Source organism: Amycolatopsis sp. NPDC033938, assembly GCF_055575975.1.
Map to the genome: position 1 here is coordinate 209,510 of NZ_JBVIRO010000009.1, position 25,939 is coordinate 235,448.

General features: G+C 64.8%; 17 protein-coding genes. 5 read left to right on the forward strand and 12 right to left on the reverse strand.

Annotated features, from left to right (window positions below):
* Genes ACZ5ZX_RS23375 through amaP form a run of 3 tightly spaced genes read left to right on the forward strand, consistent with a single transcriptional unit; the run spans position 1 to position 1,498 of the window.
* Positions 1-405 carry an Asp23/Gls24 family envelope stress response protein gene (locus ACZ5ZX_RS23375; protein ID WP_465504111.1) on the forward strand — a complete coding sequence of 135 codons (405 nt, stop codon included), beginning with the start codon at positions 1-3 and terminating at the stop codon, positions 403-405.
* Entirely contained in the window at positions 402-929 is a 528-nt protein-coding gene (locus ACZ5ZX_RS23380; RefSeq protein ID WP_465504112.1) for a DUF6286 domain-containing protein, read from the forward strand. The genes ACZ5ZX_RS23375 and ACZ5ZX_RS23380 overlap by 4 nt, the downstream gene beginning before the upstream one ends.
* On the forward strand, positions 926-1,498 hold the full coding sequence (amaP, locus tag ACZ5ZX_RS23385; protein WP_465504113.1) for an alkaline shock response membrane anchor protein AmaP: 573 nt from the start codon (positions 926-928) through the stop codon (positions 1,496-1,498). Before ACZ5ZX_RS23380 ends, amaP begins: the two co-directional genes overlap by 4 nt.
* Positions 1,499-1,664: 166 nt before the next feature.
* Here the strand turns inward: amaP and ACZ5ZX_RS23390 are convergent, their stop codons facing one another.
* The 8 genes from ACZ5ZX_RS23390 to ACZ5ZX_RS23425 form a co-directional block, all read right to left on the reverse strand.
* The gene (locus ACZ5ZX_RS23390) at positions 1,665-2,300 is read right to left on the reverse strand and encodes a carbonic anhydrase (protein WP_465504114.1); all 636 of its coding nucleotides are present in this window, start codon (positions 2,298-2,300) and stop codon (positions 1,665-1,667) included.
* 144 nt (positions 2,301-2,444) lie between these two features.
* Positions 2,445-2,570 carry a hypothetical protein gene (locus ACZ5ZX_RS23395; RefSeq protein ID WP_465504115.1) on the reverse strand — a complete coding sequence of 42 codons (126 nt, stop codon included), beginning with the start codon at positions 2,568-2,570 and terminating at the stop codon, positions 2,445-2,447.
* 313 nt (positions 2,571-2,883) lie between these two features.
* On the reverse strand, positions 2,884-3,351 hold the full coding sequence (locus ACZ5ZX_RS23400) for a hypothetical protein (protein ID WP_465504116.1): 468 nt from the start codon (positions 3,349-3,351) through the stop codon (positions 2,884-2,886).
* A gap of 388 nt (positions 3,352-3,739) precedes the next feature.
* On the reverse strand, positions 3,740-4,066 hold the full coding sequence (locus ACZ5ZX_RS23405) for a hypothetical protein (protein WP_465504117.1): 327 nt from the start codon (positions 4,064-4,066) through the stop codon (positions 3,740-3,742).
* A gap of 504 nt (positions 4,067-4,570) precedes the next feature.
* Positions 4,571-6,811, reverse strand: a complete 2,241-nt coding sequence (locus ACZ5ZX_RS23410) for an nSTAND3 domain-containing NTPase (protein WP_465504118.1) — start codon at positions 6,809-6,811, stop codon at positions 4,571-4,573.
* Between the two features lie 131 nt (positions 6,812-6,942).
* Positions 6,943-9,228: a hypothetical protein gene (locus ACZ5ZX_RS23415; protein WP_465504119.1), complete on the reverse strand. Its 2,286-nt coding sequence runs from the start codon at positions 9,226-9,228 to the stop codon at positions 6,943-6,945.
* 645 nt (positions 9,229-9,873) lie between these two features.
* Complete coding sequence (locus ACZ5ZX_RS23420) at positions 9,874-10,806, reverse strand: hypothetical protein (RefSeq protein ID WP_465504120.1); 933 nt, start codon at positions 10,804-10,806, stop codon at positions 9,874-9,876.
* A gap of 2 nt (positions 10,807-10,808) precedes the next feature.
* Positions 10,809-15,173: an AAA domain-containing protein gene (locus ACZ5ZX_RS23425; RefSeq protein ID WP_465504121.1), complete on the reverse strand. Its 4,365-nt coding sequence runs from the start codon at positions 15,171-15,173 to the stop codon at positions 10,809-10,811.
* 299 nt (positions 15,174-15,472) lie between these two features.
* On the opposite strand from ACZ5ZX_RS23425, the gene ACZ5ZX_RS23430 reads away from it, so the two are divergent.
* A complete protein-coding gene (locus ACZ5ZX_RS23430; RefSeq protein ID WP_465504122.1) occupies positions 15,473-16,045 on the forward strand; it encodes a PIN domain-containing protein in 573 nt (190 codons plus the stop codon).
* A 333-nt stretch (positions 16,046-16,378) separates the two neighbouring features.
* Positions 16,379-17,035, forward strand: a complete 657-nt coding sequence (locus ACZ5ZX_RS23435; protein WP_465504123.1) for a recombinase family protein — start codon at positions 16,379-16,381, stop codon at positions 17,033-17,035.
* 203 nt (positions 17,036-17,238) lie between these two features.
* On the opposite strand, the gene ACZ5ZX_RS23440 is transcribed toward ACZ5ZX_RS23435, so the two are convergent.
* The 4 genes from ACZ5ZX_RS23440 to ACZ5ZX_RS23455 form a co-directional block, all read right to left on the reverse strand.
* Positions 17,239-21,726, reverse strand: coding sequence for a dsDNA nuclease domain-containing protein (locus ACZ5ZX_RS23440; protein WP_465504124.1), 4,488 nt, complete (start codon positions 21,724-21,726; stop codon positions 17,239-17,241).
* Between the two features lie 926 nt (positions 21,727-22,652).
* On the reverse strand, positions 22,653-23,306 hold the full coding sequence (locus tag ACZ5ZX_RS23445) for a DUF4231 domain-containing protein (RefSeq protein ID WP_465504194.1): 654 nt from the start codon (positions 23,304-23,306) through the stop codon (positions 22,653-22,655).
* Positions 23,307-23,950: 644 nt separating this feature from the next.
* Complete coding sequence (locus ACZ5ZX_RS23450; protein WP_465504125.1) at positions 23,951-24,874, reverse strand: alpha/beta hydrolase; 924 nt, start codon at positions 24,872-24,874, stop codon at positions 23,951-23,953.
* Positions 24,875-24,890: 16 nt separating this feature from the next.
* The gene (locus ACZ5ZX_RS23455) at positions 24,891-25,805 is read right to left on the reverse strand and encodes an alpha/beta hydrolase (protein ID WP_465504126.1); all 915 of its coding nucleotides are present in this window, start codon (positions 25,803-25,805) and stop codon (positions 24,891-24,893) included.
* Positions 25,806-25,939: the final 134 nt, after the last annotated feature.

Sequence of the window (25,939 nt, forward strand, 5' to 3'; positions counted from 1 at the left end):
ATGACCGCAACCCTGTCGAGCGCGGCCCTCGGAACGGCTCCCGCCGACGCCGGAGACCGGGGCATCCTCACCATTTCCGACAGCACGGTGCAACGGATCGCGGCGCACGCGGTGACCGAGGTCGACGGTGTCGGCGGTGCCGCCGGCCGCGTGCTCGGTGTCGCTGTCGGCGGCGAAGACATCGACAACAGCGCCAAGGTCACCGCGAAAGTCACCGGTGGTACCGCCGACCTCGATGTCAGGATCTCCATCAGCTATCCGATGTCGGTCTCTCGCACCACGGAGAACGCCCGCCGCCATCTGACGCGCCGCGTCGAAGAGTTCACCGGCCTCACGGTGTCGCGAGTGGACATCACCGTCACCGCGCTGCACACCGCCACCGCCGAAACCAGGAGGGTCCAGTGAAACGCCGCCCACGCCGCAGCATTCCCGCGACCCTCACCGCGCTCGTCCTGCTCGCCGCTTGCGCCCTCGTGGCGGTCGTCGCGGTCCAGATGCTGCTCGGCGAACCTCCCTGGATTCGCTACGACTCCGTCGCCGGCACCCTGCACGAGCTGCGCTGGAGTGACCTCACGACGGCCGTCATCGGCGGCGTCGCGGTTCTTTTGGGGCTGATCCTGTTCCTGGCGGCGGTGCTGCCCGGCAGGCTCACTGTCCTGCCGCTCCAAGGTGAGCTGGACTCCGGAGCCTCGCGTCGAAGTTACCGCTCCACCCTTCGCGCCGCGGCCGCCACAGTGGACGGTGTGTCCAGCGCGACGGTGAAACTCAAGTCCCGCAAGGTGTCCGCGAAAGTGAGCACCGGGCGGGCGACCACCGATGGTCTCGCCGAAGCCGTTCGCGGCGCGATCACGTACCGGCTCGACCAGATCGACCCCGCGCTACGCCCGACCGTCAAGGTCAAGGTCCGCAGCGTCAGGAGTACGTCATGACCAGCCTCAACCGGCCCTCCCGGCTCAATCGCACCTTGCTCGCCGTGTTCGGTCTCGTCCTGATCGCGGCCGGTGCCTTCACGCTGCTGACCCATTTCGGCAGGCTCACCGTCGTGCGACCGGAATCCGCGGTGGTGGCGGGTACGGGACAGCCACCGACCTGGGCGCTCTACGTCGCCGCCGCGGTCGCGGTCGTGCTGGGCCTGCTCGTGCTGCGGTGGCTCGTCGCGCAGCTGACCCGGAAGCCCAAGACCCACACCTGGCGCTTCGAGACCGACCCCGCCGCCGGCCGCACCGAGCTGGCCGCGGGCGCCGCGATCGAGCCGTTCGTCACCGAGGTCTCGAACTATCCCGGCGTCCACGCCGCGCACGCGACGCTCGCGGGGACCCGCCAGACACCGGCCGTCGCGCTGGTGATCAGTGCCGAACAGGACGGCGACGTCACCGAAATCCGCCGCCGAATCGACACCGAGGGCCTACCGCGGCTGCGGCAGGCCCTCGACCTCGACACCCTGCCGGTGACCGTCGAGTTCCGCTTCTCCGCCAAGACGGGCGCCCGCGCCCTTTAGCCGCTGTCCTGCAAGTCTTGTTCGCGGTCTTCGCGCCCAGGCGGTCCCTGACGGCACGGGCGGACGCGGCCGAGTACGAGGCCGATCCGCCCGCACCGCCAGGAACCACCTGGATCACGAAGCCCATCGAACAGACTTACAGGACAGCGCCTTGCCGTTCCCTTTCTCAGCCGGTGGTCACTTCCGCGGACACCCCACGGGTGGTGACCACGCGGGCGCTGCCGTCGGCGAGCCGGTAGGAGAGGCCCGCGATGGCGGTTTGGCCGGACGCGATCTTGTCGGCGAGGAGCCGGGAGCGGTCGGTGAGGAGGTCGACGGTCTGGCGGATGTGTTCGGCGATGATGTCGTCGTCTTCGCTGAGGCCGGCGGCGCGGGCGGCGAGCACGCTGGGCGTGACGCGTTCGATGACGTCGCGGACGAAGCCGTTGGTGCCGAGACCGTCGTTGAGGGCGGCGCGGGTGGCGGCGACGGCGCCGCAGGAGTCATGGCCGAGGACCACGACCAGCGGGCAGTCCAGCACGCTGACGGCGTACTCGATACTGCCCAGCACTTCCGAACCGGCGACGTGGCCGGCGGTGCGGATGACGAAGAGGTCTCCCAGGCCGCGGTCGAAGATGATCTCGGCGGCCAGTCGTGAGTCCGAGCAGCCGAAGAGGGCGGCGAAGGGGCGCTGTCCTGGTGCGGTTTCGGCGCGGCGGGCGGCGTCCTGGTTCGGGTGCTCGGGTGTTCCGGCGACGAACCGCCGGTTTCCGGCGAGCAACAGGTCGAAAGCCTCGGAGGGGGTCAGTTGCGCGTCGATCATGGACAGAGAATAACCGCTCGAGAACCGGCGAATCGGACATGACGCAGGTCTCGTCGCACAGGTCACAGGAACGGAGCCGAGCCCGTGACCGGTCATGACCACGCGGATCCGTGGACGGGCCAGGCGGTCGACGGTCCGGGCTGGTCAGGGACGGCGTCGGCTGCCGGTGACCTTGGTGCGGGGCAGGCGTCCGGCCCGGGACTGGCCGCTGAGTTCGTCGCCGATGGCGACGATGTGGAAGTCGAGGTTGAGGCGCAACGGGCGCGTCACCGCTTGGCTCCAGGTGACGCGCTCGCCGTCGGAGGTTTCCTCGGTGACGATATCGCTGAGGGTGACGGTCTCGTCGTTGGTCGTGGCGGTGCCGGTCAGACCCTCCGCCGTTTTCCAGTACGAGCCGTAGGAGCGCGGTGCCCGGTGACACCATGTCGCTCACCGTGTCGATCCACTGGCCGGCGGTGGGGCATGGGACGCACCGGTGCCGGTGGGGCGGTGGCGAGCAGATCGGCGGAGGAGACGCCCATTTTGTCCAGGAGCAGCCGCGGGGCCTCGATCTCGGCGGGACTGGCGGTGGTGTGGTCCGCGGTCATCGCCGGTCACTCCCGCTCAGCCGGGTGTGGAACATCAGCAGCATGCGCTCCACTGAGGTGGGGGAGTGCACGACGAGGACGTCCTGGGCCGGGTCCGCGGCGATCAGGACCCGGGCGCCCGTGTGCAGGAAGCACCGCGCGCGGACCGCCGCCGGGATCACGACATACGGTTTCGCCGTCATCGCCACGGTGCCGTTGGGGCGGCGCTGGAACACCACCGACGTCTCGAGGACGGTGAGCAGCAGCGTGTCGCCGCGCGACCACCCCAGCAGATCGACCGAATCGCGATTCTGCACCCGGCCCGAGGCGTCAACCCGCGCCATGCCGACATAGGGCGCTGTGGTTGGCGGCGGGACGGGCAGCGACGCCAGGACCGCGGGTGGTGGCGGAGCTGGAGAACCCTGGGCCGGACCGGCAGGACGGCGGGCGTTCCGCAGGGACAGGCCCGGCACCAGGCCGCTCATGACGCACCTCCCCGGCGCAGGCGTTCAGGGGAGGAACCAGCGGACACGTCCAGCCTCGTCGAACCAGAAAACCCGGACCGCTCCAGTGATCTGGAACGACCGGGTCGATACTCTGTGGTGCGGGAGATTTCCCGTGCAAGTGTGTCCGAGGGGCGAGTTGCTCCCTATCCACACGCCTCTGGCTAACGTAACACTCAGTAGTATTTGAGCACGTCGACAGTCGGTGGCGAGCACTTCCGTGTCAGGGAAGATCGAACTAGCTCCCGACCAGGCGTTTCTCCCGTTTTTTTTGCAGGTCTGCGGACTCTTGTTCCTCCTCGTTGGGGCGGCTTCGAACACGTTTCGTCGCGTTCCGGTCGCCTGAATATCGCCAGTTGATCTTGGATGGCTAGTTACGGGGAGTTACTTCGCGTCTGTCAAAGCTGTTGGTTTTCCAGTTGAGCGTGACGTTGTTCTGCAGCTGGTCACGGTGATCGTCGGCGTCATCGTGGGGTTGACGTTCCTGTTCGGGTTCAGCAACGTCCTGGCGTTCGGTTTCCGGCTGGGTCGCGCCGCTGGTCGCACCCGCCGTAGACCTGTCGGTGCTGGCTCTGCTGGTCGCGATCCGGCAACTGTCGCTGCGTGGCGCCTCTGCCGAGGTGATCCGACCAGCTCGGCGTCTGCTGCTGCTCTCGAGTGTCGTCACGCTGGCGTTGAACGTGGCCGAACCGCTCACCGCGGGGAGATCGGCTGGGCGCTGTTCGATGCAGTCGGGCCGCTCCTGCTGATTGGGTGGGCGGACGTGTGACCCGCGCTACTTCGCGAACTCGCTTCTACGGAGTCGCCTGTCGAAGAATCTGCTGATCCAACTTCGTTGCCGAGCCCACCTGAGTCGCTAGCTCCCGAAGTCTCATCTGATACTTGGCCTCAGCCGACCTACCCACCTCAGCAGCCGACAAGGCGGTCAAGTTTGTCGAAGATCGAGGACGACCTAGTAGCGAAAGTTATCGAGGAGGACCGTCGTCACCGCAAAGAGCACCAACGTCCGATCTCGGCGGAGAGTTTGATGCGGATCTTCGGCCGGGGAGCAGAACGCTCGCGCCTGCTGATGCGCACCGTCCGTGCGCGATGGGAGAGCGAGTCCTCTGCCTCCGACGACCAACCCCACACACGCCCCGCGTACTGAGAGATGTGCTCGCCCGTCAGCAGTTGCCCGATTCGGGTACAGAACTCGCACCGCTCACTTCTCCCGAAACGTTGAGAACATCGCATCGGTCCGATGAGGACGGTGCACCGGCTTGGGGGGCAATGACGCGGGCGGGCTGGCGCGAGACTCGGATTCGCGATCCAGATACATGCGCGCTCGGTCGTACTCCTCGTCGAGGTTGTGGAACTCGGTGTCCATGAAGTCCAGGATCTGCTCGAGTGTGTCATCGTCGATGTCGGCTTCGTGGTCTTCGTCTGCCCACTTCTCGAGTTCTTCGATACCGGCCGCCAGCTTCTGGGACTCGATCTCCTCCTCGCCTTCGGCTGCCACTTTTCGGCTCAGCGGCATGAGTTCGTTCACTATGGTCTCGAACTGATCGATGTCATCCCAGTCGTTGACTTCGCGGATCGCCTCGGAGTACGTCAAATCCGCGAGCCTCTCCGTCTTCTGCCGCCACGCCGAGATCGGTGACGCCGCGACGTCGACCGTCACCTGGAGGAGAGCGTTCGCCATCGGGCGCGGGAACTGTTCTAGTTCGGACAAGAGGCGAAGTCCCACGGCCACGAGCTCGGGCGATGCACCGGGGTCACCGAGAGCAATAACGAACCGCGCATTCGTCACCTCAGGGTCGTTGCGGTATTCGCCGAGCAGCAGCGCACCTTCGTGGAGCCGCACAACGGCGTTACGGAGGCGATCCCGTTGGCCGGCCACGGCGGCGTAGAGCGCCTTCCTGTGTCGCCTGCTCGCCGCCGTCCAGATGGTCACGAGTTGGTCGAAGAACACCGCTGAGTCGACCAGTACGCTGACGAGGCCGGGGTGCTTGGCCAGGTGTTCGTGCAGGAAGTCGACGATGGACGGGTTACTGAACTCCACCCGGTTGTCGTCGAGGTCGATGATGACCGGTTCGAGACGACGCAGGGCGCGCCGGAATCGCCGGTCGGCGTCGGAGGTGGCGACCGGTCCGAGATGTGCCCACCAGGCTTCGCGCAGCCGGTCGTGGTCGGCGGCACGGTGCGCCGTGTAGAGGGTGAGCACCAATGCGAGTTCATCAGCCTCGAGCACCTCGTCGACTAGCCGTTCCCACAGATGAGCGGGGTTGTCGAGGTTTCGGAGAATCGTCCGCGCTACGTTCTCGTGTTCCTCCGTAGGAAGCTCGACGATCTCGGCGATCGCGTGTTCCAGCAGTCGGGGGCTGTAGTTGCGGTGGCCGATGATGGCCTGGTAGGCGCTCGGCTCTGCGAGTTGCGCGCGTTGCCGCTGGTCCAGGCTGGAGAAGTAGACATGGTTATAGAAAATCTCGGCCCGGATCTCGACGGGCAGGGCTGTTGCATCGAGGATGCACCCGTAGAGGTCCAGTTTGCGGGCGTCCAAGCGCTCGTGGCGTTCTTGCGCCTGCTTGATCAGGTAGTTCCGCGAGGTGAGCACAAGCCGCTTGGTTGACGACTCCCGGATCATGCGCAGCAGCCGGGGCAAGTCCTGGTTCGCCACGCGCGCTGCACCCTCGTCCAGGATCGTCTGGCCGACGAAGTCGTCGACGAAGAAGATTTGCTTTTCCTCGTCGTCCCACGCGCGGTGGACGTTGTCCAGCCGGTTGGTGGCTTCGATGATCGTGAAGCCTTCGGCTTGATGGTGGGCGAGTAGGACATGGGCGAGCGTAGTCTTGCCGGCCCCCGGCGGGCCGACGATGAGGCAGCTGTGCTGGGCGTCCAACAGCCTGCGGGTGTACTCCTGGCTCGGGTGGGGCGCGAAGACTCGCAAGCTCTCGTCGATGTCGCGGGCAAGCGCCCGCGACAGGGCCAGGATGTCGCGGTTCAACAGGGAACCGAGCACCGCGCTGCTGGCGAGCCACAGCCGGATATGTCGGCGCACGATGCTGGGGTGCTGTCGGAGCAGGGCGACGATCTCGTGGACGCCGTAGATGTCTCCGGAGGATCGCACGAAACCGGAAAACATGTCGGCGATCTGGTCCTTCGACGCGACCGTGAGATCTACCGTCGTGGCGACCAGGTAGCGGTTCGGCGAGAGGCGTTCGACCTTTGGCAGCTCGTCCTTCCCGAGGTGTCTGATAAGGGCGTCCCGCCCCGACCTGACCCAGTGCTTGCACTGAATGATCGTGGTGCCGCTCGAAGCTGGAGCAATATGTCGAAGATCGATCCCGCCATCACGACCGCGGGCGAAGACTTCCAGTGGGCAACCGAGGACGATCTCGAAGAGGTCCTTGCAGAGCTCTTCGAAGTCAAAATCTGTCAGGCGCCCTAGATCGAACTCATCCACCAGGAAGATCCTACCGTCGGTCTCGACGATGAAAACGCCGACGTAGCGCCGAGCAAGGTCACCAGGCCGCCGGTGCGTGTCTGGTCGTTGGGGATGAGTGGAGGCTGCAGGTAGTAGGGGCAATCCTTCAGTCATGGGTTTCGCGCGAAGCGGGCGAAGGACAGTACGAAGATTGATGACAGTAGCCAGCCTAGTATCGTTGCGGCGTTGAGTAGCATTCCGAGTGCAAGTCCCGCTGGTGATCGGCTGTCTGGGTACCAGGTGCTTCGTTGTCCGAATGAAATTAATGGCACGACGGTGTCGAGAGAATAGAAGATCGTGTCGAAGCAGCGAACCTGGCCGTCGCCGCAGATGTCCGCGCTTGCTGGATTTGTTGTTACTGTGGCGAAGTCTCCTCGGTGGGTGTCCGCTGTTGACGGTGTGCCGCCGAGGGGGTTTGCGGGTGTGTCGGTCACGGTGACTAAGCGGCCGTTGGGTGTATATACGTTTCCTCGTGGGTCGGTGGCGCGGAATTCGGCGCGGGTAGTGTGAACGCTGATGACCACGACGATGAGCAGGGCGGCGATTGCCCATAGGGCGCGTGCTGGGCGGAAGCCGTACCCGGCGAGGAGGCCATAGAGGGCGGCTCGCAGGTTTCCGAGCCTGTGATGCGGGGGGCTCCCGTGCCCATTGGCACTTGCTTGGAGCGTGCGTTGTTTTGCTTGTTTCTGCTGTGCTATTAGGAACGACTCGGCTTCGACCTGGAAGCCGTGCTGACGGAAGACTCTTGCTGCTTGTTCGTACGGGCCGCGGTCAAAGTCGGTCTGACCTTCGAGCCAAGCGAGGCGGGCGCGGCTGTTCCACACCGATCGGGGTGACAAACCGGGCAGGTGTCCGAAGCGCTCGTAGGTGAGTCCTGAAATGACATATTGGGGTGGCCAGCGCGCCGGGTCGTCGACAAGGGTCGAGGTGGTGCATCCGGTCAGGTCGATGCCGGGCGCGAGGTGGCGCCAACCCAGGTAGAGCCCGCCTTGAATCGTCGCGGAGATGGCATCGACGGCGTTGGTCTTCGTCGCGCTTTCAGGGCGAGCAGCCCCGGAAAAGCTTCCGCTGGAGCATTCGAGACGCCCCTTGATGTGGCAACGATTGAGGGAAATTCTGCCGATGGACGTGAAGCCTGCGTTGAGGTTCACCGACCCTTCAACGACTGTTTGGTGGAGGCTGATCGTAGACCCGGTCGGATTGGACAGCTCGGCGCCGCCAGCGTCGAAGACGCTCCCCAGTGTCGCGTTGCGAAAGCGCAGCTGGCCCCCTACTGCAGAAAGTTCTTGCAGCTCTACGTCGCCGGCGATCTGAGCGGCTTGAGCCGCGAGAAGCGAACGTCCCTCGGGGCGGCGCAGCGAGGCGCCTTGGAGGACGAGATTGCCACCGATGCGAGCGCTGGTGATGCGGATGGTTCCGGTGACCTGGACATCGGGTGCAAGCACCAGGTCAGCATGCAGGTCTGCTCGTGTCAGGTCGAGTGCGGTCCGATGGTCTGCCTTGATCGTGCAGCCGGTGTGGAAGACGAGGTGTCCAAGACTGGCCCGGCTGAAGTCGATTCCTCCGATAATACTGCAAGTTCCTTCGAAACTGACGTCTCCTTCGACCGTCAGCCGGGGCGCGTTGATCGTTGTACCGCGTCGCTTGACGCTGACGTACTCTTCGGGTTCGCGTTGTGAGGAGTTCTCTTCCAGGACAGTGTTTCGTAGGAGAAACTCGCCCTTGAGGTGTGCGTTGCCCATGTCGATAAGCCCGCGAATATGTGATGGTCGTGTTCCGGCAAGGTTGGTGATGAACATGCTGCCGCCGATCTCTGACTCGGCGAGGTCGATCGCGCGCCGTTTGCTGTGCACTGCAGCATTGGTGAGGTCGATTGAGCCATCAATCTTGGCGCCGATCATCCGGATCTCTCCGCGCGCGATGAAGCCAGCGAGAAGCCTGATCGTGCCACCAACGTGAAGCCGATCGGCGTGGATTGCGCGGCCATTGCCCGGATCAATGACCGTGCCGACGCAGAGAATTTTGCCGCCGATGTTCGCTTCGCACAGCCAGACAGCGGCAGTCTTGGATGTGCTACCGGATGTTGTGTGGCTGCCTGCGACGCGAGAACCCGACAAGGTTAGATCGCGGGCGAGATTGAGTCCATTTGCGAGAAGACTGGGAATCCGTGGGCAATTGGTCAATGAAAGATCGTGGAGCGAGGCGCCTTCGAAGTTTAGGGCAGTTTCAAAGGTGCAGTTTTCGAACCTGATTGGGTAATCAAAGCTCATCGCACTGAAGTCGAGGACGCCGGTTAAGGATGCGTTGGAGATTGTCAGTCCGCGGGCATCGGTTTCCTCGCGTGCGAGCGCGACAGCCTCTCGAACCAGCGTCGAGTCGAGCCGAAGGAACTTCATGTCGACGGGTTCTCCTGATCGGAGTGCATCCTGGATTCTAGCCAGCGTCACTGTCGCTCCTTCTGAAGCTGGATTGACTCTCGGGTTCGGAAGTTCGGCGTTTCAGTCGCGGATGTCGATTCACTGTAATTCCGCCGAACCCACACGTCGATGTTCGTGAACCCAAGGTCCACATCGGGGCTGACATCGACCACGTGAGAGTGGGCCAAGAGGGCGAGCTCGCCACTCTTGATGGCGACACGAGGCCGGTGAAGACGCCACAAATCTGCAGCGCCCAGGTTGGACAGGTGGAGACGTGCTAGAGAACGACAGTGATACCTGGAGTGCCGCCACTCGCCGACCTGATGTCGGCGATAATTGAACCCGAGTTCACGGACAACGCCGCAGACGCGGCCGGGTATGCCTGGCCGAGATGGGCCACCTTGGTCTGCTGTCGCCCGATGCGCTCAGCTCCCAGTAACCCGCTCCGGTGACGGCTTTGCTGGCTGATGACGTGAAGTCACGCAGGAATTATGAGGGCGTCCGGCATCGTCGCTCGTCGCCATCACTCGAGAGCGGGTTTTCCAGCGGCTGAAGACGCGTTACCGTCGGGTGAGGACATTGACGGCGACAGCTGGGGTGCGATGAGGAAACCCGTAGTCGCTCTCAGCTGGATCTGCTCCGGCTTCCCCAAGGGCCAGGTGTGTTGTCAGGCGGACTTTGCTGGCGTTCCCCCGGCCCATCAGGCCGGGTCCGACCGAGGTCGTTGGCGGTGCCGACGAACACCGGCCAGTACATGTCCACGGTGTCCTCGTCAGGCGAGCGTCCGACCAGTTTGCGCTGCTCGTTGGGGTGCACCAGATTGCGGAAGCCACGCACCGCGCTTGCAATGCGGTAGGCGTCCGTGTCAATCCACTTGAGGCGGTGCGCCACGTAGATCAGCGCCTGGAGATTCAACTTTTCCGCTGTCTTCGCGGGCCGGATGTTCTCGGCCTTCGCTTCCGGTTCATCCCAGATCGATGCGGGGATGGGCCGGTTCTCCGCCGCGTCGAGCAGGAGCCCTTCGATCAAGCTGCCGAGCAGGATCATCGCCGCCAGGTAGCAGCCACTGGCACGGCACTTCTCCAGTTCGACCACCCGTTGTTCGAGGACCGGCACCAGGCGCTGGTCGGTCACGATCTCGGCGATCGAGTACTGCAGTTTCTGCCGGCTGATGTCCACCGGCAGATCTCGTGGAGCCGCACGACCGGCACGCACGGCAGGCCGCAGATCCGCATCGAGCTCGACGTGCAGGTTCTCGACCTCCAGGAGGTAGTTGAGGCGCTCGAGGACTTCGTCGGCGGACTCCCGGTCCTGCTGGTACTCACGAGGATCGGTCATCCGCTTCAGCACCTGCTCGATCGCCCCGACATCGTCGCGCCGGCGCAGCAGCTGGGCGATCGTCCACGCCTTGCGGTTCTCTCCGTCGTACTCGCCCACGTCCCAGCCGGCCCGCCGGAAGAAACCGACGAGAGCCTTCACACTCCGGTAGTACTGCGTGCCGTCGGCGCAGATGAGTTCCGCGACTGCGACCAAGGTCTGCTCGTCGATCGACTCCACAATCACTCCTCACCCGATTCGATGCCGTGTTCGCGCAACGTCTGCCAGACGACGGCCAGTGCCTCGTCCGGGTTCAGGACGAACTGGCTGTGGGCGACCCGGCAGAACGGCCAGCCCGCTCGGCGTAGTTCGCGCAGAGCCTCGTCGTCCCTCCGCCGACGTTCAGCCGGAAGCCCGGTGTGTTCGTCGCACATCACAGCGACGGACATGTCCCGCCCGCGCACGACGATGTCGAGCTGACGCCCGCCGATGTCAACCTGGGTGTCGGCGTCGTAGCCATGGGTCCGGATACGCAGGTACACCTGCTGCACGAACAGCGATCTGAACGGATCGACGCGCCGTGCGGCTGGGATCTGATCGGTATCAACATCCCGACGCTCGGGGTCTTCCGGTTCACCGTAGGCGCTCAGCATGCGGTAACGGATGTCGTCGCTGGCCAGCTCAGGGCCTAGGGAGGTGACGAGCCAGAGCTGGTCCCTCGCCCGGCTGACGGCGACGTTCAGATACTGCTCGTACCTCAGGTTGCTGCGAATGGCATTTGTCCGCCCGGCGGCCACGGTCGCGACGAGCATGACGTCCCGTTCGTCCCCCTGGAAGTTCTTGGCATCACCGACCCGGATGTCCCGCCCCTCGATCTCCGACGCCGCGATCCGCTTCCCAAGGATGCCACGGATCATCTCGACCTGGCGGGCGCTCTGCAGAGCGATGATCCCGAAGTTCTTATTTTCATAAGCCGGGTCTGTCAGGCAGTCGTGCAGGATGTCGACGACGCGCTCGGCTTCCGGGCGGTTGGTCAGGTTTTCCGACGATCCGGTGGTGTGCCCGTTAGTGACGACCTCGATCCGGACCGGCTGCAGACGGTCGGCGCCGTGTGGCCGCAGGGGCACCAGTTGGCCGTCGTAGAACTGCTGCGAAGGCCAGGCGATGATCTCCGGCATGCACCGGAAGTGCTCTCGTAGCCGGATGACGGCCGGGAAGGCGCTGCTGAGGATGTTGTAGAGATTGCCATTCGGCAGCAGCATCTCGCGCACGTGCGGGGGCAGGTCCGGGAAGTCGGCCCGCAAGCGCTCGGTGACACCGTCCAGGAGCCGCGGGCTATTGAATGGCGTGCACTGCTTGTCGTCACCGACCACGATGACGCGCGGCGCGAGCCACAGCAGGAACAAGGCGGTCGGTTCGGCTTGACTCGCTTCGTCGACGATGACGACGTCGAAGCTGTTCGCCTCCGCGGGCAGTAGTTCTGCGACCTGGCCGATGGTCATCACCCAGGCCGGCACGGCCTCCTTGGCGGCGTTCACCGCCGATCGCGCGGACTTCCGGTGTTGCCCGGCGTGGCCGCCCTTGCCGTGCTGACGCTTCGAGAAGAACTCGAAGGACTTCAGCCCGCGCCTCGCGCCTTCGCTCATCCCCTGCAGGCAGCGCGCCCATGCCTTGGCCGTCGCGAGTTCGGCGGTGGTGGTGAGCAGCTGCGCCTTGGCGTCGGCCAGCTCGGTCTCCCGCTGAGCGTCGAGACCCGGCTGGTGCCGGGCGCGCAGGAATCGGTCAGCAATCGCCCATGCCCAGGCCTGGTCGACTGCCAGCAGCCGCTCATTCCATGCGTCGTCGTGCGCAGTCGTCTCCAGCGAAGCCAGGAGCTGGCCGTGTCCTTCCGCCAGTGGAGTACGCAGCTGGAGCAGCCGCTGGTGTGCCTCGATGGTCCTGCGCGCGTTTTCGACCGCGGTGACGGCGAGGCCGAACCCCGGGCCATCCCGGCGGTCCATGGCATCCGAGAGGCCCTGCAGCTCCGGCGCAGAGTGGGGCAGCACGGCGGTGTCGGTCAACCAGGTGCTCAGCTGTGCGAGATAGGCCTCGCGTGGGGCTGCCTCGATGCGGTGCCGGGCGAGGGCCGTCGCGTCGCGGAAGGTGAGCCACTGCTCGTGTGTCGTCAAGACGGCGAGGATGCCGTGCTTGCCGAGCGCTGTGCGCAGCTCGAACGTAAGCTGCCCGAGTTCCCGCAAAACCGGTAGGGCGGCTTCGGCTTCGGTGAGCCAACGGAGGCGGTCCGTGGCACGGGTCGTCGGGTCCGGGATCACGGCCACAAAGCTCCACGCGTGCTCGACCTCGGTGAGGGTCACCAGGATGTCCAGCACGTCATGGACGGCGGCAGCGCCTTCTTCGGCCCGTGGCTCACGGTGCCGGTACGTGCATCGCTCCCGCACTGCCTGCGTTTCGCGGCCGAGGCTGGTCAGCCGCCGGAACCAGGGTGTGCGCACGGTTCGGTGGTTTCGCAGGCCGTGGAGCAGGGCCGATGCCTGGTCACGGAGGTCCCGAAGCGCGGGCTGGTCGTGCTCGGGGAACCGGACGTCTCTCAGCAATGGGTTCCGTGACCGCGCCGAGAGGTTTTCCGCCACGGACGACCTCGTCATGACGTCTTGCCAAGCACTCAAGTTGGTGCCGGCGAGCAAGTCGCCGACGGCGCCCTCGAGCCATCGCTGGCTTTCCGAGCCCGCGGCACGCTGGTAGAGATGACGGACAATTTCGGCCACCCGTTCGAGGGAGCTGAGCCACCACTCAAGTTCGGCGGGGTCGACGCGGCCGTAGCGGTCTGCCAGATCACGCGCCTCGTCTCCGACGTCAGGCGGTACCAACTCCGGGAAAAGCTGTGCGGCTTGCTTGACCGCGTCGACCTCCTCGGGCGGCGGGAGGAACTCGGCCGCGCGGACTGGGCCGTCCGGATGCGCCTGGATCAAGACGTGCAGTTCAGCCAGTTCCGAGGAGATCAGCGGGCAGCGCACGGGCGCGTCCGCGTCCAGCGGCGGGAACCATCCGAAGCCGGCGCGTCGTTCTTGAACCAGTGCGGCGATTTCTGCCAGCCGGCCGCCGTAACCGTCGGCGACGGCTGGATGCTCGACGTGCTCGGATTCGCGTAGGTCCGCGAGGGACGCTTCAGCGTCCGCCACCCGCTGCCGAGCCACGGTCCAGCGCTCCTGGGCTGCGTCGACACGCTCGCGCGCTTGGACAGCATCGGTGCCGTTAACGTACTCCGACATCGCCCGAACGCTCGCTTCCAGGTCCCCGGCGCGGCCGTCCTTGGCGCCGGCGAGAGAGACACACAGGTTCTGCATGTCCGGGGGCAGCATCCCGCGGAGCACCCGAAGCGGCTGCTCACGCTGGCTGACGACCAGTATCCGCATCCCCTCGGCCAGCATCGCGGTCAGGAAGTTCGCGATGGTGTGGGTCTTGCCGGTTCCCGGCGGCCCTTGGACGACAGCACCGTTATCCTGTCGCACCCGGTCGAGAACCAGCCGCTGTTGCCGATTGTGTTCCCGGGAGAAGAGCGGGTCGGTGCTGAGCGTCTTGGCGGTCCCGGCCGCGGCCGTAAGCCACGCCTCTTGCTCGGCCGGCGTCAGGTCGCGGAGGATCTGGACTAATGCCTGCGGCACCACGACCGCCGGATCGCGCAGCTTGTCCAGCACGTCGTCGAGGAAACCGGCGATGCTGGAGCGGTCTCGCCGCCGGAGGACGATCGCCGGGGCCGCCGTCACCGAAAACCTCCCTGCGCGCTCGCCGTCCGGAGGCCGTTTCACATCGCTGTACGGCAGTGACTCCGGGAGCAGCCGCCGGCTCCAGTCGGCGAGCCACTTTCCGGCTCCCTCATCGGTAGGCAGCAGATCGGAGTTCTCGACATCACCCCGGATGTCGTCGACCCGGCCCAGCCGCTCCCCCAGTACCGGAACGAGGAACCTCCGATCCTCCAGCACCAGGACCGCGTTCTCGTCGACGCCGATGGTCACCCCGGAGTAGCGTTCATCCATCCGGGCGAACAACCGTTTGACCAGCAGGTGGCGGTTCATACGCCGCCCTGATTCGTCCGTGCCGGAAAGGAGGCCAGCGCAGAGGACGAGCTCGAATTCGTCATCCTGGTTGGCGAGTTTCTCGGCCACCTGGCGGAACTCTTCGTAGAGCTCACGGCGTGGACGCTCCGCCTCGATCTCGGCCAGCCAGGCGCTCCGCGCAGCAAGCGCCGCGCGATACGCCATAACGAGCGAGTCGTCGTCACCGGAGGTCTCCAGCTGGTCGGCCAAGAAGGGCGGCACGTTGGGTTCCAGCACCTCATGGTCTATCCACTGGCCGGGCGCGATGTAGCCGGTCAGCTGCGACGGCAGTGCCGGAGGTGTCGGCAACGGCACTTGGTCGACGGCGACAAACCCGCCATCGGAACCCGGCTGTGCCCGAAGCACCACGCTGCCGGGCAGGTCTGCCAACCACCAGCTTCGTTCGAAGTTGTCGAGATCGCAGGTGTCGGCCTTGGTCGTAACCGCCATGTCGCGGAGATACTCCACCAACTTGGTCGCCTCACGGCGGACGTTTGGGTCGTTCGGACGCATCCAGTCCCCATCGCCACACCCGTCCCCTCTCGACGGGCAGTAAGACAGAATCCGACAGCCCCGCGACCAGATCAAGCAAGGATCGGAAACGACCCCGAAATGTACTATCGGCCTTCACGATCGGTAGCCGAGTCACGCTCCGAACCACCTCACCGGACGACTTGCGCGCGGCGAAGCTGGAACGGCCGGGCGCACCGCTTGCGGTTGTTCAATGCTGGTAACTCCGCGCCCGGGCACCGATCGCCAGAATCTCCTCACGCATCTCCAAAGCCTGCGCGACCAAGCGGCCATTTTGCAGAGTGGCGGCACAGGAGGCGCGTACCAATGGCGTCGATGCGCTCGAGCAGGCGATCGAGGCACTTCGCGAGGTCATCAACCGCTGGTCGAGCACGGATCTGTGCGTCGTCGCGGACAGCAGCTTCTACATCCACCACCCAGTGAAGCTGAAGGAAGTTGACTTGGCCGAGGTCGTAGGCTTCGAACGCGGGTACGTGCGGCTGCTGGTTCCGATGGTGGTCATCGACGAGCTGGACGGGCTGAAGGAGAGCAAGAACAAGCACGTGCGATGGCGCGCCGCCCACACCTTGGGCGTTCTCGACGAGCTCTTCCTGGACGGCTCGCCTTCGGCGAAACTCCGTGCGACTCGCGTCGAGATCCTGTTCGATCCTCCCGGGCACAGCAGGCTGGCCCTCGAAGACGATGAGATCGTCGACCGGGCCGTCGCAGCCCAGGCATTGGCCTACCGGCCGGGGATCGGTCGGAAGGTCGTCCTGCTGACCTACGACACGGGCCAGGCCAGCCGAGGCCGCCGAGCCGACCTGGACGTGTGGAAGCTGGACCAGCCGCCGGAGGCCGAACCGGATCCGGCCTGACTAGTACGGCAGCAGCACTTTGGTGATTTTGGCTGGTTAGGGGCGCACGCGGAGCCTGTTGATCATGGGGCAGCCGCCTCACGATGATCCTTCGTCCTCCCTGGCTCGGTTCCAGCCAGAGTCACCGGACAGGGGGTCAAAATTCAGATGCCACGCCGTGATCAGTTTTCACGTGCCGCCGACAACTTGCGCGCCTTCGGCAGTTCCAGGCGGCCGTGGTGGCAAGGACGCACGGCATCAGCAGTGCGCGAGCGCGCATAGGCGTCGACGCTATCGGCGACGGCTTGCGACAGATGGGCTTGTCCCGTGGCCCGGCCGGGTACGGGTTGGATTGTGAGGACGGTGCAGTCGATTTTGGAGAATCCGCGGTATACCGGCCGGCAAGTGTGGAATCGTCAATGCAGCAAGGGCCACGGCGGGGGAGGCCGTGTCGGTGGCCGTGGTTCCGCTGCGGTGTCCTGGAATCGGGTGGGGGAGTGGGAGGTGTCCGAACAGCTGACGCATGTCCCGTTGGTTGACGATACGCGGTTTGTTGCGGTGCAACGGATCAGGGCTGCCCGGGACACGAAAGACGGTCTGCCCCGTCGGTACGTGCTGGCCGGTTTGGTGGTGTGCGGGTTCTGCGATCGTCGGATGGATGCGCACTGGGTGCACGGTCGCCCGGGCTATCGGTGCCGTCACGGCCGCAGCAGCGGCACACGACGACCGGACGATCCAGTTCCCTACATCTATGTGCGCGAGGACCATCTCCTCGAGCTGCTACCCGGCTTGCTCGCACCCCGAGAGCCTGCGGACGGCCAGCCAACTGCCGTGGCGAGACACCTGGGTGATCATGAGCTGGAGATCGTCTGTAGTCAGAATCGCGAGGTCAGACCCGCGGCTCGGAAGAGAGACATCAGTCCGGTGAACGAACCAGGGCAACTGAGCATGGATCTTCTCCCCGAGGCACCGTCGGCGGATGAGGGCGGCGCCTCGGGGAGGGTGAGCTAAGATTTTTACCCCACGGGCCATCGGGCCTGTGGGGTAAAAGTGTGTTGCTCACTTTCCACACGTCTTACGCTGCCGAGTTGAAGATTCACTCGGTGGGCTGGTGCCTGCAAGGTGTGGTCTAGCGACAGCACCGTTGGGGCGTACGGCTTGCCCGACGAGGATCACATCGAGTCGACGGTCGGGGCCTACTCAGCCCTGACACGTTAAACGAACCAGTTGAACGCGTAGTACCCGCGAACTCCTGTTGCGCAAATTACCCGGGATCCCGCCAGCCAGTAGCACGAGTGGAGCGGGCCGTCGACGGACATCGAAGCGAGGGCAGCTCCGCTATGTGGATCCCAAATCCGCAGGCGGCCCTGACCGCCGGTGACCATGCAGACGGCGAGCCAGCGTTGGCACGGAGAGAGGGCGATATGTGTGACTTCGTCATTGCCGGGTAAGGTGCGCAACAGCGTAGCGGCGAAAGAGCGCCAGATCTTGACAGCCCCAGCGCGGTCGCCAGTGGCGAACCACGAACCGTCCTCAGCGAGAGTGGCGGCCTTAACACCTCCGACATGACCTTCCAGCACGTTCGTCAGCTGGCCGGTGGCCGCATCCCAGAGGTAGACGTTGCTGGAGGTGCTCCGCTGCATTGGAGCGTCCGACGAGAGGAGCCACGTGCTATCGCGGGAGATGAGCACTTTCCCCACGCCTTCACGATGACCGCCCAGCGCGTGGATTATCGCGCCGGACTCAGACTTGATGAGGAATATGGAACGTTCCTCATCAGGTATGCGCGCGCTGTCGGCGACTGCCAGCCAAGAACCATCCGGCGCGAACACCGCCTGGCCGACCCCGTACTCGGTTCCCCGGATCACGTGCAGAGACTGGCCCGTTGTCACATCCCAGATCTGTGCCGGCCACAGCAATGCTCCCTCAAATATTTCATCATCTGGCTGTGTGTGCTGGGTGAGTACCAGTGAACCGTCCTGTGCGAACAGGATCTCGGAGACCAGACCGATCCGGTTGTCGAACTCTCGCGCAAGTTCGCCGGAGTCGACGCTCCACAGCTTGATCCGTTCGCCGTTGGCAACAGCGAGCTGGGCTCCGTCAGAGGAGATCGCGGCGGCTGTGGCGTTCTCCTCTCCGAGAAGCCACTCCGGTGTGAACGAGGAGCGAGCGATGACGAGCCCACCCGTCGGCAAGCCGTAGACCAGTCGCGTGCCGTCCGGGGTGGCGCAGAAGGCTCGGCTGACGTCAGGGGCTGCGGGCAGCGGAACGGTGCGTTCGTCGCGGACCGACCAGATTCGGATGAGACGATGGTCATGAGCATTCTCACCCTTGTGCCCATCTGCCCCCGCCACCCAGGAGCCATCGGGCGCGACCGCCAGATCGCCAATACAATCAAACAGTCCGTGCATCGATTGTCGCAGCTCGCCAGTGACTACATCCCAGATCTGTACCGTTGTCGGAGTGCCGAATGCCTCGGATTCCGGTTCACATGTCACTATCCAAGAACCGTCTGGGCTGCTCGCGGACCACACGCACTTGTCGTTGACCGGCAACTCGAACCGCAGCCCGCCGCTGTCCAGATCCCAGACACGGAGACCTGTGAAGCTGTGGCTGCCCGATGAAAGCCACGAACCATCCGGCGCTATCACGACGGTTGACAGGACCCCGAGTCCGGTCACCGAACGAACGAGCTCACCGGCGGTGCCCCAGAACCTCGCCGTGCCCTCGCGGTCCACGGTGGACAGCGCGCCGCCGGGACCTGCGAAATGGATGCTCATCACGCCCCCGGCGTGCCCGTCCAATTCGTGCAGCAGGTCACCGGTGGAGGCATCCCAGACACGTGCCGCAGACGCGACGTCCGGAGATTGACACCAGTCGCCGGTGACCACCCATGCACCGTCCGGCGAGATCTCCAGCGTTCGAGGCCAGCCCACAGCAGCGATTGCCAACCGCACTTCTCCAGACGAGGCATCGAGCACGTGGACGTCGACCCCCGCCGAGCCCTCGGGGGCCACTGCCGCGGCGATCCACGAGCCGTCCGGTGAGACTGCGGCCACGGGCCATAGATTCCAAGCGGCGAAAACATCAGTCCAGTGATGCCGGATAACTCCGCTCTTGCCATCGAACAACGCGAGCTGCGCGAGCCTGAGTTTGTGGTGACGTGCCCCGGCCAAAATGTGCCCGTCCGGGGTATAGCGCACCGTGTTGACGTGCAGCTGACTGATGATCGTGTGAACCTGTTCACCGGAGCTGGTGTCCCAGACCCGGATCGTACCGGTGCCATCTGCGCTGGCAAGTGTCCGTCCGTCCGGCGACACGGCCACACCCGATGAGCCTCCGACGCTGCCGGGCAAGCTCCTGACGAGCGCGGACGACGGCAGATCGGGCGGGCAGAGACGATTCGTCATTTTCGGCCTGGGCGCTGATGCCTGGAAACGGGCGACGTACTCCGCCAGTTCCGCGATCCCGTCCAGGCGGCTGGCCAGGACAGAACCTAGCGATGCAGGCGGATGGACGTCGGCGAGCAGATGGACACTCTGCTGGACGACCCGGGAGAGTGCATTTGCAGCAGGATCGTCAAGGAAAGCGAGGTCTGCCACGATTGCCGCTGCGCCGCGCTCACGGACACGCCATTCGGCCCAGCGGAGATCATGGAGCAGCTCCCGCAGTTCGTCGTCCAGTCCAGCCTCGCGGAGATGCCGGACGAGATGGTCGGCCAGATACCCTTGCGATTGCACCAGGTTCCACCATGGCCGAGGTTCGGTCTCTCCGGTACTTCCGAGCTCAGCTTCTACTACGGTGAGCAGTGTGGCGTGGAGTGCCTTGGTCTTCTGGTCACCCAGACGATGTTGCAGATACACACGTAACACGTCATGGACGCGGAACGTTCCGGCACTGAAGCTGAGTGAGCCCGTCAGTGAAGCGTCGGCCAATTCCGCGCACAGCGAGTCCGCCTGCGCTCGTGTCAGGCCGCCAGTCGCCAACCAGAGCCGCGCAACGGTGTCAATCGGGATCTCGCTGTCCTCGGCGAACACGGCGAGTTCCGAATAGCGCTCCAGAGCACCAGACGGCAGGAAAGCCAGCCCTGCTTCGACGGTGGCCGCGATGGCCTCTTCTCGGCTATCTGCATCAGATAAGTCAAGCGCCGCTGGCCCGTCCGCCCTCAACCGGTCCAGGAGGTGCTGGGCCGCCTGAGCAGGCGTCATACCATAACGGGCGAGTTGTCCAAGCGCCCTGTCCACGATAGTGAGGAGCACGGGCCAGTGTCCGGTCAACGCCAGCAAATCGGCAATTTCAGGTTCGGGCACGTCCGGAACGCTGCGGGTCAGCAGCGCCTTCGCTTCTTCGCGTTGCATCCGATCGATCAGCAGGGTGGCTGTTTCCGCTGGGAGTACCCACCGTTTGCGAGTGGTCACCACGATCGTGCAGTTCCCCGGCTGTGTCGCGAAAGGTGTCAGCTGGCCGCGATGCCAGACGTCGTCGACAACGAGCAGAACCGGTTCGGGGTACCCCTCGAGGATCTCGGCGAGATGCATCCCGGCCTGCTGCGGATCGGACCAGCCTGGCCGACGTCCCGTCAGCTGCTCCGCGAGGTCGTTGACGTGCGCGGCCAACTCGGCGCCCCGCACGTCTTCCCCTAGAGTCGTCCAGAGCAACGCCGAGAACGCGTCTTTCACGGGTTGTTGGTGACAGACCTGGCGGACGAGGGTGGTCTTGCCGAATCCGCCGGCGCCGTGTACGGCGACAACACCGACGCCTCCGCCGGGATTCTCCGCCAAGAGCTCGATTAGCTCGTCGGAGAGTGCCTGCCGTTCCACCGCGCTTTTCGGGAGTGGCACCTGCCACGACCCACCGTTTCGCCGGTTCGGCTGAAGACGACCCACCATGAGTGGAGCTGGGTCTGTTGTGAGCGGCTGCAGAGCTGCCTGCAGTCTTTTGGCGTCGACCGTGCGTCGTGCCATGGTTGCAGAACGGAGTGCGCCATCGTCCAGCGCGCCAGGCAAAGAGAGCAGCCACGTCTCTGGGTGGCGTGTGTTCTTGTCCTGCGACGCGGCGCGTACCTCGTCGACAACGAGGTCGTAGGCTTTCCACGAGTCGACGTGATCGGTGCCGAGGCGTACCAACGCTGGGCGCATGTGGCGTTCGACGTTCGCTGCCCGGATGTCGCGACGGCCGGGAAGCTCGTGTTCAAATCGCAGGCTGGTAAGGAACTCGGTCAGCTCCTGTGCACTGCAGCCGAACAGGTGCGCTTCGGTGCGGGCGAAGTCGGCGAGGGCTGCAAGATCGCGCTCCCGGCAGGCGCGCGCGAGCTTGGCTGCATTCTCGTCCAGCGGAGCGTTAGTCACGAAGCGACACTCAGGTGGGCGTCCGCAGGACTCCCAGCGTATGCGCTGGCTTGGCAGTTTACCCTCGTCACCGCAGAGTCTTGAGACGGTCCACCCGCGCCGCTGTGGCTCGCGGTGTTTCACACTGACTAGGACCGCGGCCTGCTGCCCGCTTCCCAACACATAGTCGGTGTGCCACTCACACAGCACCCACCCGGGCTCGTCACGGCCAAGCAGATCACAGCAATGGCGAGCGGCCACATGATACTGGAATTCATAGTTCTGCCCGGTGCGACTGCCGGCATCTTCAGCCGGGGGGCGAGCCAGGGCTCCACCTCCATCGGGAGCGGCTCGGTCAGACTCGTCGGGCGGCATTCCGACATCATATAAGAGCACAGGAGACCGTGATGTGAACCGTGCAGGGTATGGAGGCTGACATCCTTCTCCTCCGGCCGGATGGTGTGCTGCACGTCGTCGAGCTGAATAAGGCGAACGTCGAGATCGTCAAACGGTATCGGAGTGGATACGTTCCAACTTCCCCCCCCCCGTGCGCAACGCCGTAAGTCAAGCTGCGAACTATATGCGACAACTCGATGAGGAGTGTAGCGAGATATCCGAAATGCGCGGGGTAGAAACCAGGCGGTCGTTTGCGACGGTTGTGATCGGGCATCCCTGTTCCAGCCCGAGATCGACGCACGGCAAACAAATGAAACTCTGCGTACTTACGCGAGCCACCTGAGCAGGATCGATGCCCTGACCTAAGCAGAACTCCTGGACAGCGCTGAACGATCGCTGAACTTCGAAGACGCCATCGACCACGGCCCGCGAGCCGTACGAGCGGTTGACGCCGACCCGCAGTGTCGGCCGCTGGTCGCCTAGCGAGCGGCTGCTGCATGGAGGTATCTCAATGGAGGCGGTCACCACTGCGTGTGGTTAGTGCGTATCCCACTGGAAGTTGAACCCCCACGATGCTGACCTGCGGGTTTGCAGACAGACCCGATAGCTTCGCGGAGATTTACCTGGTCAAAGGATTAGTGTTGTGTCCGAGGGGGACGTCTACCCCTCCGTGCAGGAAATCTACCGTAATACGGGAGATCGCCCGTGAACCGTATCAGAAGGCGCGCCCTGCTTTGATTCTAGCCGTCGTCTGGTGTCCGCGGCGTCGGCGAACGCGTCGTGCACCTTCGCTCCGACGTTGGTCTGAAGCCGTATCGCTGCCTCGATGATCAGGCTACCGTTTCCGTATGCGGATCCCTTCGAGAAAGCGTCAAGTTGAACGTTCTGGTTGCTGTGCGTCCGACTCATGTCGTGCCGCCTGGTCCTTGTGTAGCTGACGCTGCAGCCGAGCGGGGCTGTTTCAAGATTTCTTCAGGCAGGCGAACCGAACCGGTGACTGTGTCTTGTTCGTGTTCCAACACCTGGTTGAGGTTGTCGATGGCCTGCTTCGTCTCTTCGTGGGCACGTACTTGATCCGGCCCGGTCGCGAACGTCAGCCTCAGTAACGCCAACTCCCAGCGTCGGACAATGATCTCCACGGCGAGCCGTTGAGTCCGATACAATCGCCAGTTCTCGTTCCATGAGTAGAAAGCTCGAACCGAACCCACCAAGGCGATGCCGACGCTGATGCCGGTCAATATCAAGTTCTGGGAGCTCGACTCCACGGTGACAGTGGGAAGAAACGTGACCATAAAAGGAAAGGTCACGCTCAAGACGATCTCGATGAACCCGGTTAGGCGAAACCAGTTCATATGCCAGGTGCCGTACCGGCGATACCGTCGTCCTTCGCGTGCCACCGCTCGATCGACCAGGTCGGCGTGTACCGGAAAGGCTTCAGTCACCGCCTCGCTCCATGGATACTTCGAGCGGCGCTTGCGGACTTTCCGCTCACGCCGCCGAGCAGACCGCGGCGGATCTCCCTCCGCCGTCAGGTTCTCGGTATCCGATGATTCGACCATGGTCACTGGCCCCCTGTCGTTCGACTCGACTCGCGTCGCGGTCGTGAGCGGCGCTTGGCCTACCAGTCGTGCTCTGCATCTGGGAGCGTTTCGACTTGCACCAGGCCGCGACTGAATCGTGATCGCGAACTAGTGCGCCAGTACCGGAAGTCGATGCTGTACCGAGTGAGTTCGGCGTGCAGGAGGTAGAGCCAGGCAAGGTGCATGTGAAGCCCTCGAAAGAGCGGACCTCCGACGAGTCGTTGTACAAGCGCACGGCGAGCTGTGCTTCATCGCGAGAAGCGTCGACCATGGGCATGAATCGTGGTCGCGGTGGCGTGCAGTTAAGGCCCGGATATTGTCACCGAATGTTACTGGTCTGCCAATGGACGTTCCAGTCGTTCACGCCAAGGGCCTGCCGAATGGAACTCAAGGCCGACGAAGGGCACCGGACCCTGAACCTGGCGCTGGGAGCTCGGCCTCATCGGCGAATGGTTCGACCCGGCGGACCGGCTCGGCGTGGACGAGTTCGCCGAGTCGGTGTCGTACACCCCTTGTCAGGCTCTTCGAGGACTGAGGCCGCCCGGTCCTCTGCCGCGCGATGTCCGCGGTGAGGACGAAGGAGGGGCGACCGCTTCGGCAGTCGCCCCTCCTTTGCTGTCTGATCAGAGGTTTTCTTCGAAGAAGCTTCCCAGCTTCGCCAAAGCCTGGTCGACGTACTTCGGCTGGTCGTACAGGTCGTAGTGGCTCGCGCCTTGCACGACGAAGATGTCCTTCTTCTCCGAGCGGGCGCGGTCGAACAGTTCGAATCCGTCCCGGTAGGACCCGAATCCGCCCGGGACGTCACCGACGATGACCTGCAACGGCTGCGTCAGCAACACTTCGGCCAGATGGAAGGCGTCGAAGCCAACCGCCGCTTCCAGGCCGGAGAAGCGCAGCTTGTTGGGGGAGCCGGCGCTCTGCCCCCTCGGGGTGGTGTAGTACTCGACGGCGTTGACGATGTCGATGTCGGTGATTCCGGCCTTCTCCCGTTCCTCGACCGAGGTGGGGATGTAGGTGGTGATGTGCGGTTCCGCGCCGCGGGCCTCGGCAGTGCGCTGCTTGCCGATCGCCTCGAGCGTCGCGACAGCGGCGTTGGCGCTCAGATCGCCCTCGCGCATGACCCGCCCGTAGTTCGCGGCGACGACGGTGCCCAGTGCCTTGATCCGGTGGTCGGTCATCGTGGCGTTCGCGGCGTAGCCACCGCCGCCGCAGATCCCGACCACGCCGATGCGGTCCTCGTCGACGTAGTCCTGCGTCACCAGATAGTCGATCGCGCAGCGGAAGTCCTCGACGCGGGTGGCGGGGTCTTCGAGGTAGCGTGGCTCGCCACCGCTTGCGCCCTGGTGCGACGCGTCGAACGCCAGGGTCACGTAGCCGAGCTCGGTCAGCCGCTCGGCGTAGATGCTGCCGGACGTCTGCTCCTTGCAGCTGCTGATCGGGTGCGCGCAGATGATCGCCGGGTACTTTTTGGCTGGGTCGAAGCCTTCGGGAAAGCGGACGTCGGCGGCGACGTCCCAGGTGCGGTTCTTGAACGTCACGGATTCCATGGGGTTCTCCTCTCGTTCAGGCGGTCAGGTGCTCGCCGAAGAAGCCGGTGAGCTTGGTGACCGCGGGGGTGACGTACTCGTCCTGGTCGTAGAGCGCGACGTGGGTGGCGCCGTCGATGACGAACAGCTCCTTGGGCCCGTCGGCCTTCTCGATGGCCTCGCGGCTGAAGTAGCCGGTGTCGGCGTCGGAGCCGATGATCATCAGCAGCGGCCGGGGCGCGATCAGCTTGATCATCGCGTAGGAGTCGTACTGGGCGATCTGGTCGATGCTGCGCAGCGGCCACTCGTTGGTGGAGTTCGCGTGCCCGCCGCGCGGGGTGCGGTAGTAATCCTGGGCCTCGCGGTACAGCGTCGGCGCTTCCTCCAGCCCCTCCGGGCTTTCCGGCGCCCAGTTCTGAACGGCCGGCGCCTCGCCCCGTGCCTCGGCGGTGCGCAGCGCGCCCGCCTGGTCCAGCATGGCCTGCAGGACCTCCGGGCTCTGGGTGCGGCCGAGGCCTTCGACCAGCAGGCTGCGGATGTCCACGGCGCTGACCGTGGCGACGGCCTTGATCCGGTGGTCGGTCTGGGCGGCGAACGGGACGTAGCCGCCGGACGCGCAGATGCCCAGCGCGCCGATCCTGGCCGGGTCGATGTCGTCGCGGGTGGTCAGGTAGGTGACCGCGGCCCGGACGTCCTCGGCACGCTGGAACGGGTTCTCCAGGCCGCGGGGCAGGCCCTCGCTTTCACCCTGATAGGCGGCGTCGAACACCAGGGTGGCGTAACCCTCACGGGCCAGGCGCTCGGCGTAGATCGACGCGGTCTGCTCCTTCACGCCACCGCCGGGGTGGGACACGACGACGGCGGGCAACGGGGCGCCGGTGTGGTCGTCGGGGGTGTACAGGAGACCGGCCAGCGCGAGCCCGGCGCTCGGGAAGGTGACGTTCGTCTTCATCGTGGGATCTTTCTTTCGACTTTTGTTTCGGCCGGGCGTTTCGTTCGGCCTCGTATTCGAGGCTCACACGCCTCACGTGCTCCTACAATGGGACGGTTCCAGCCCCGCACACCACTGTCCAGGGACACAATTGG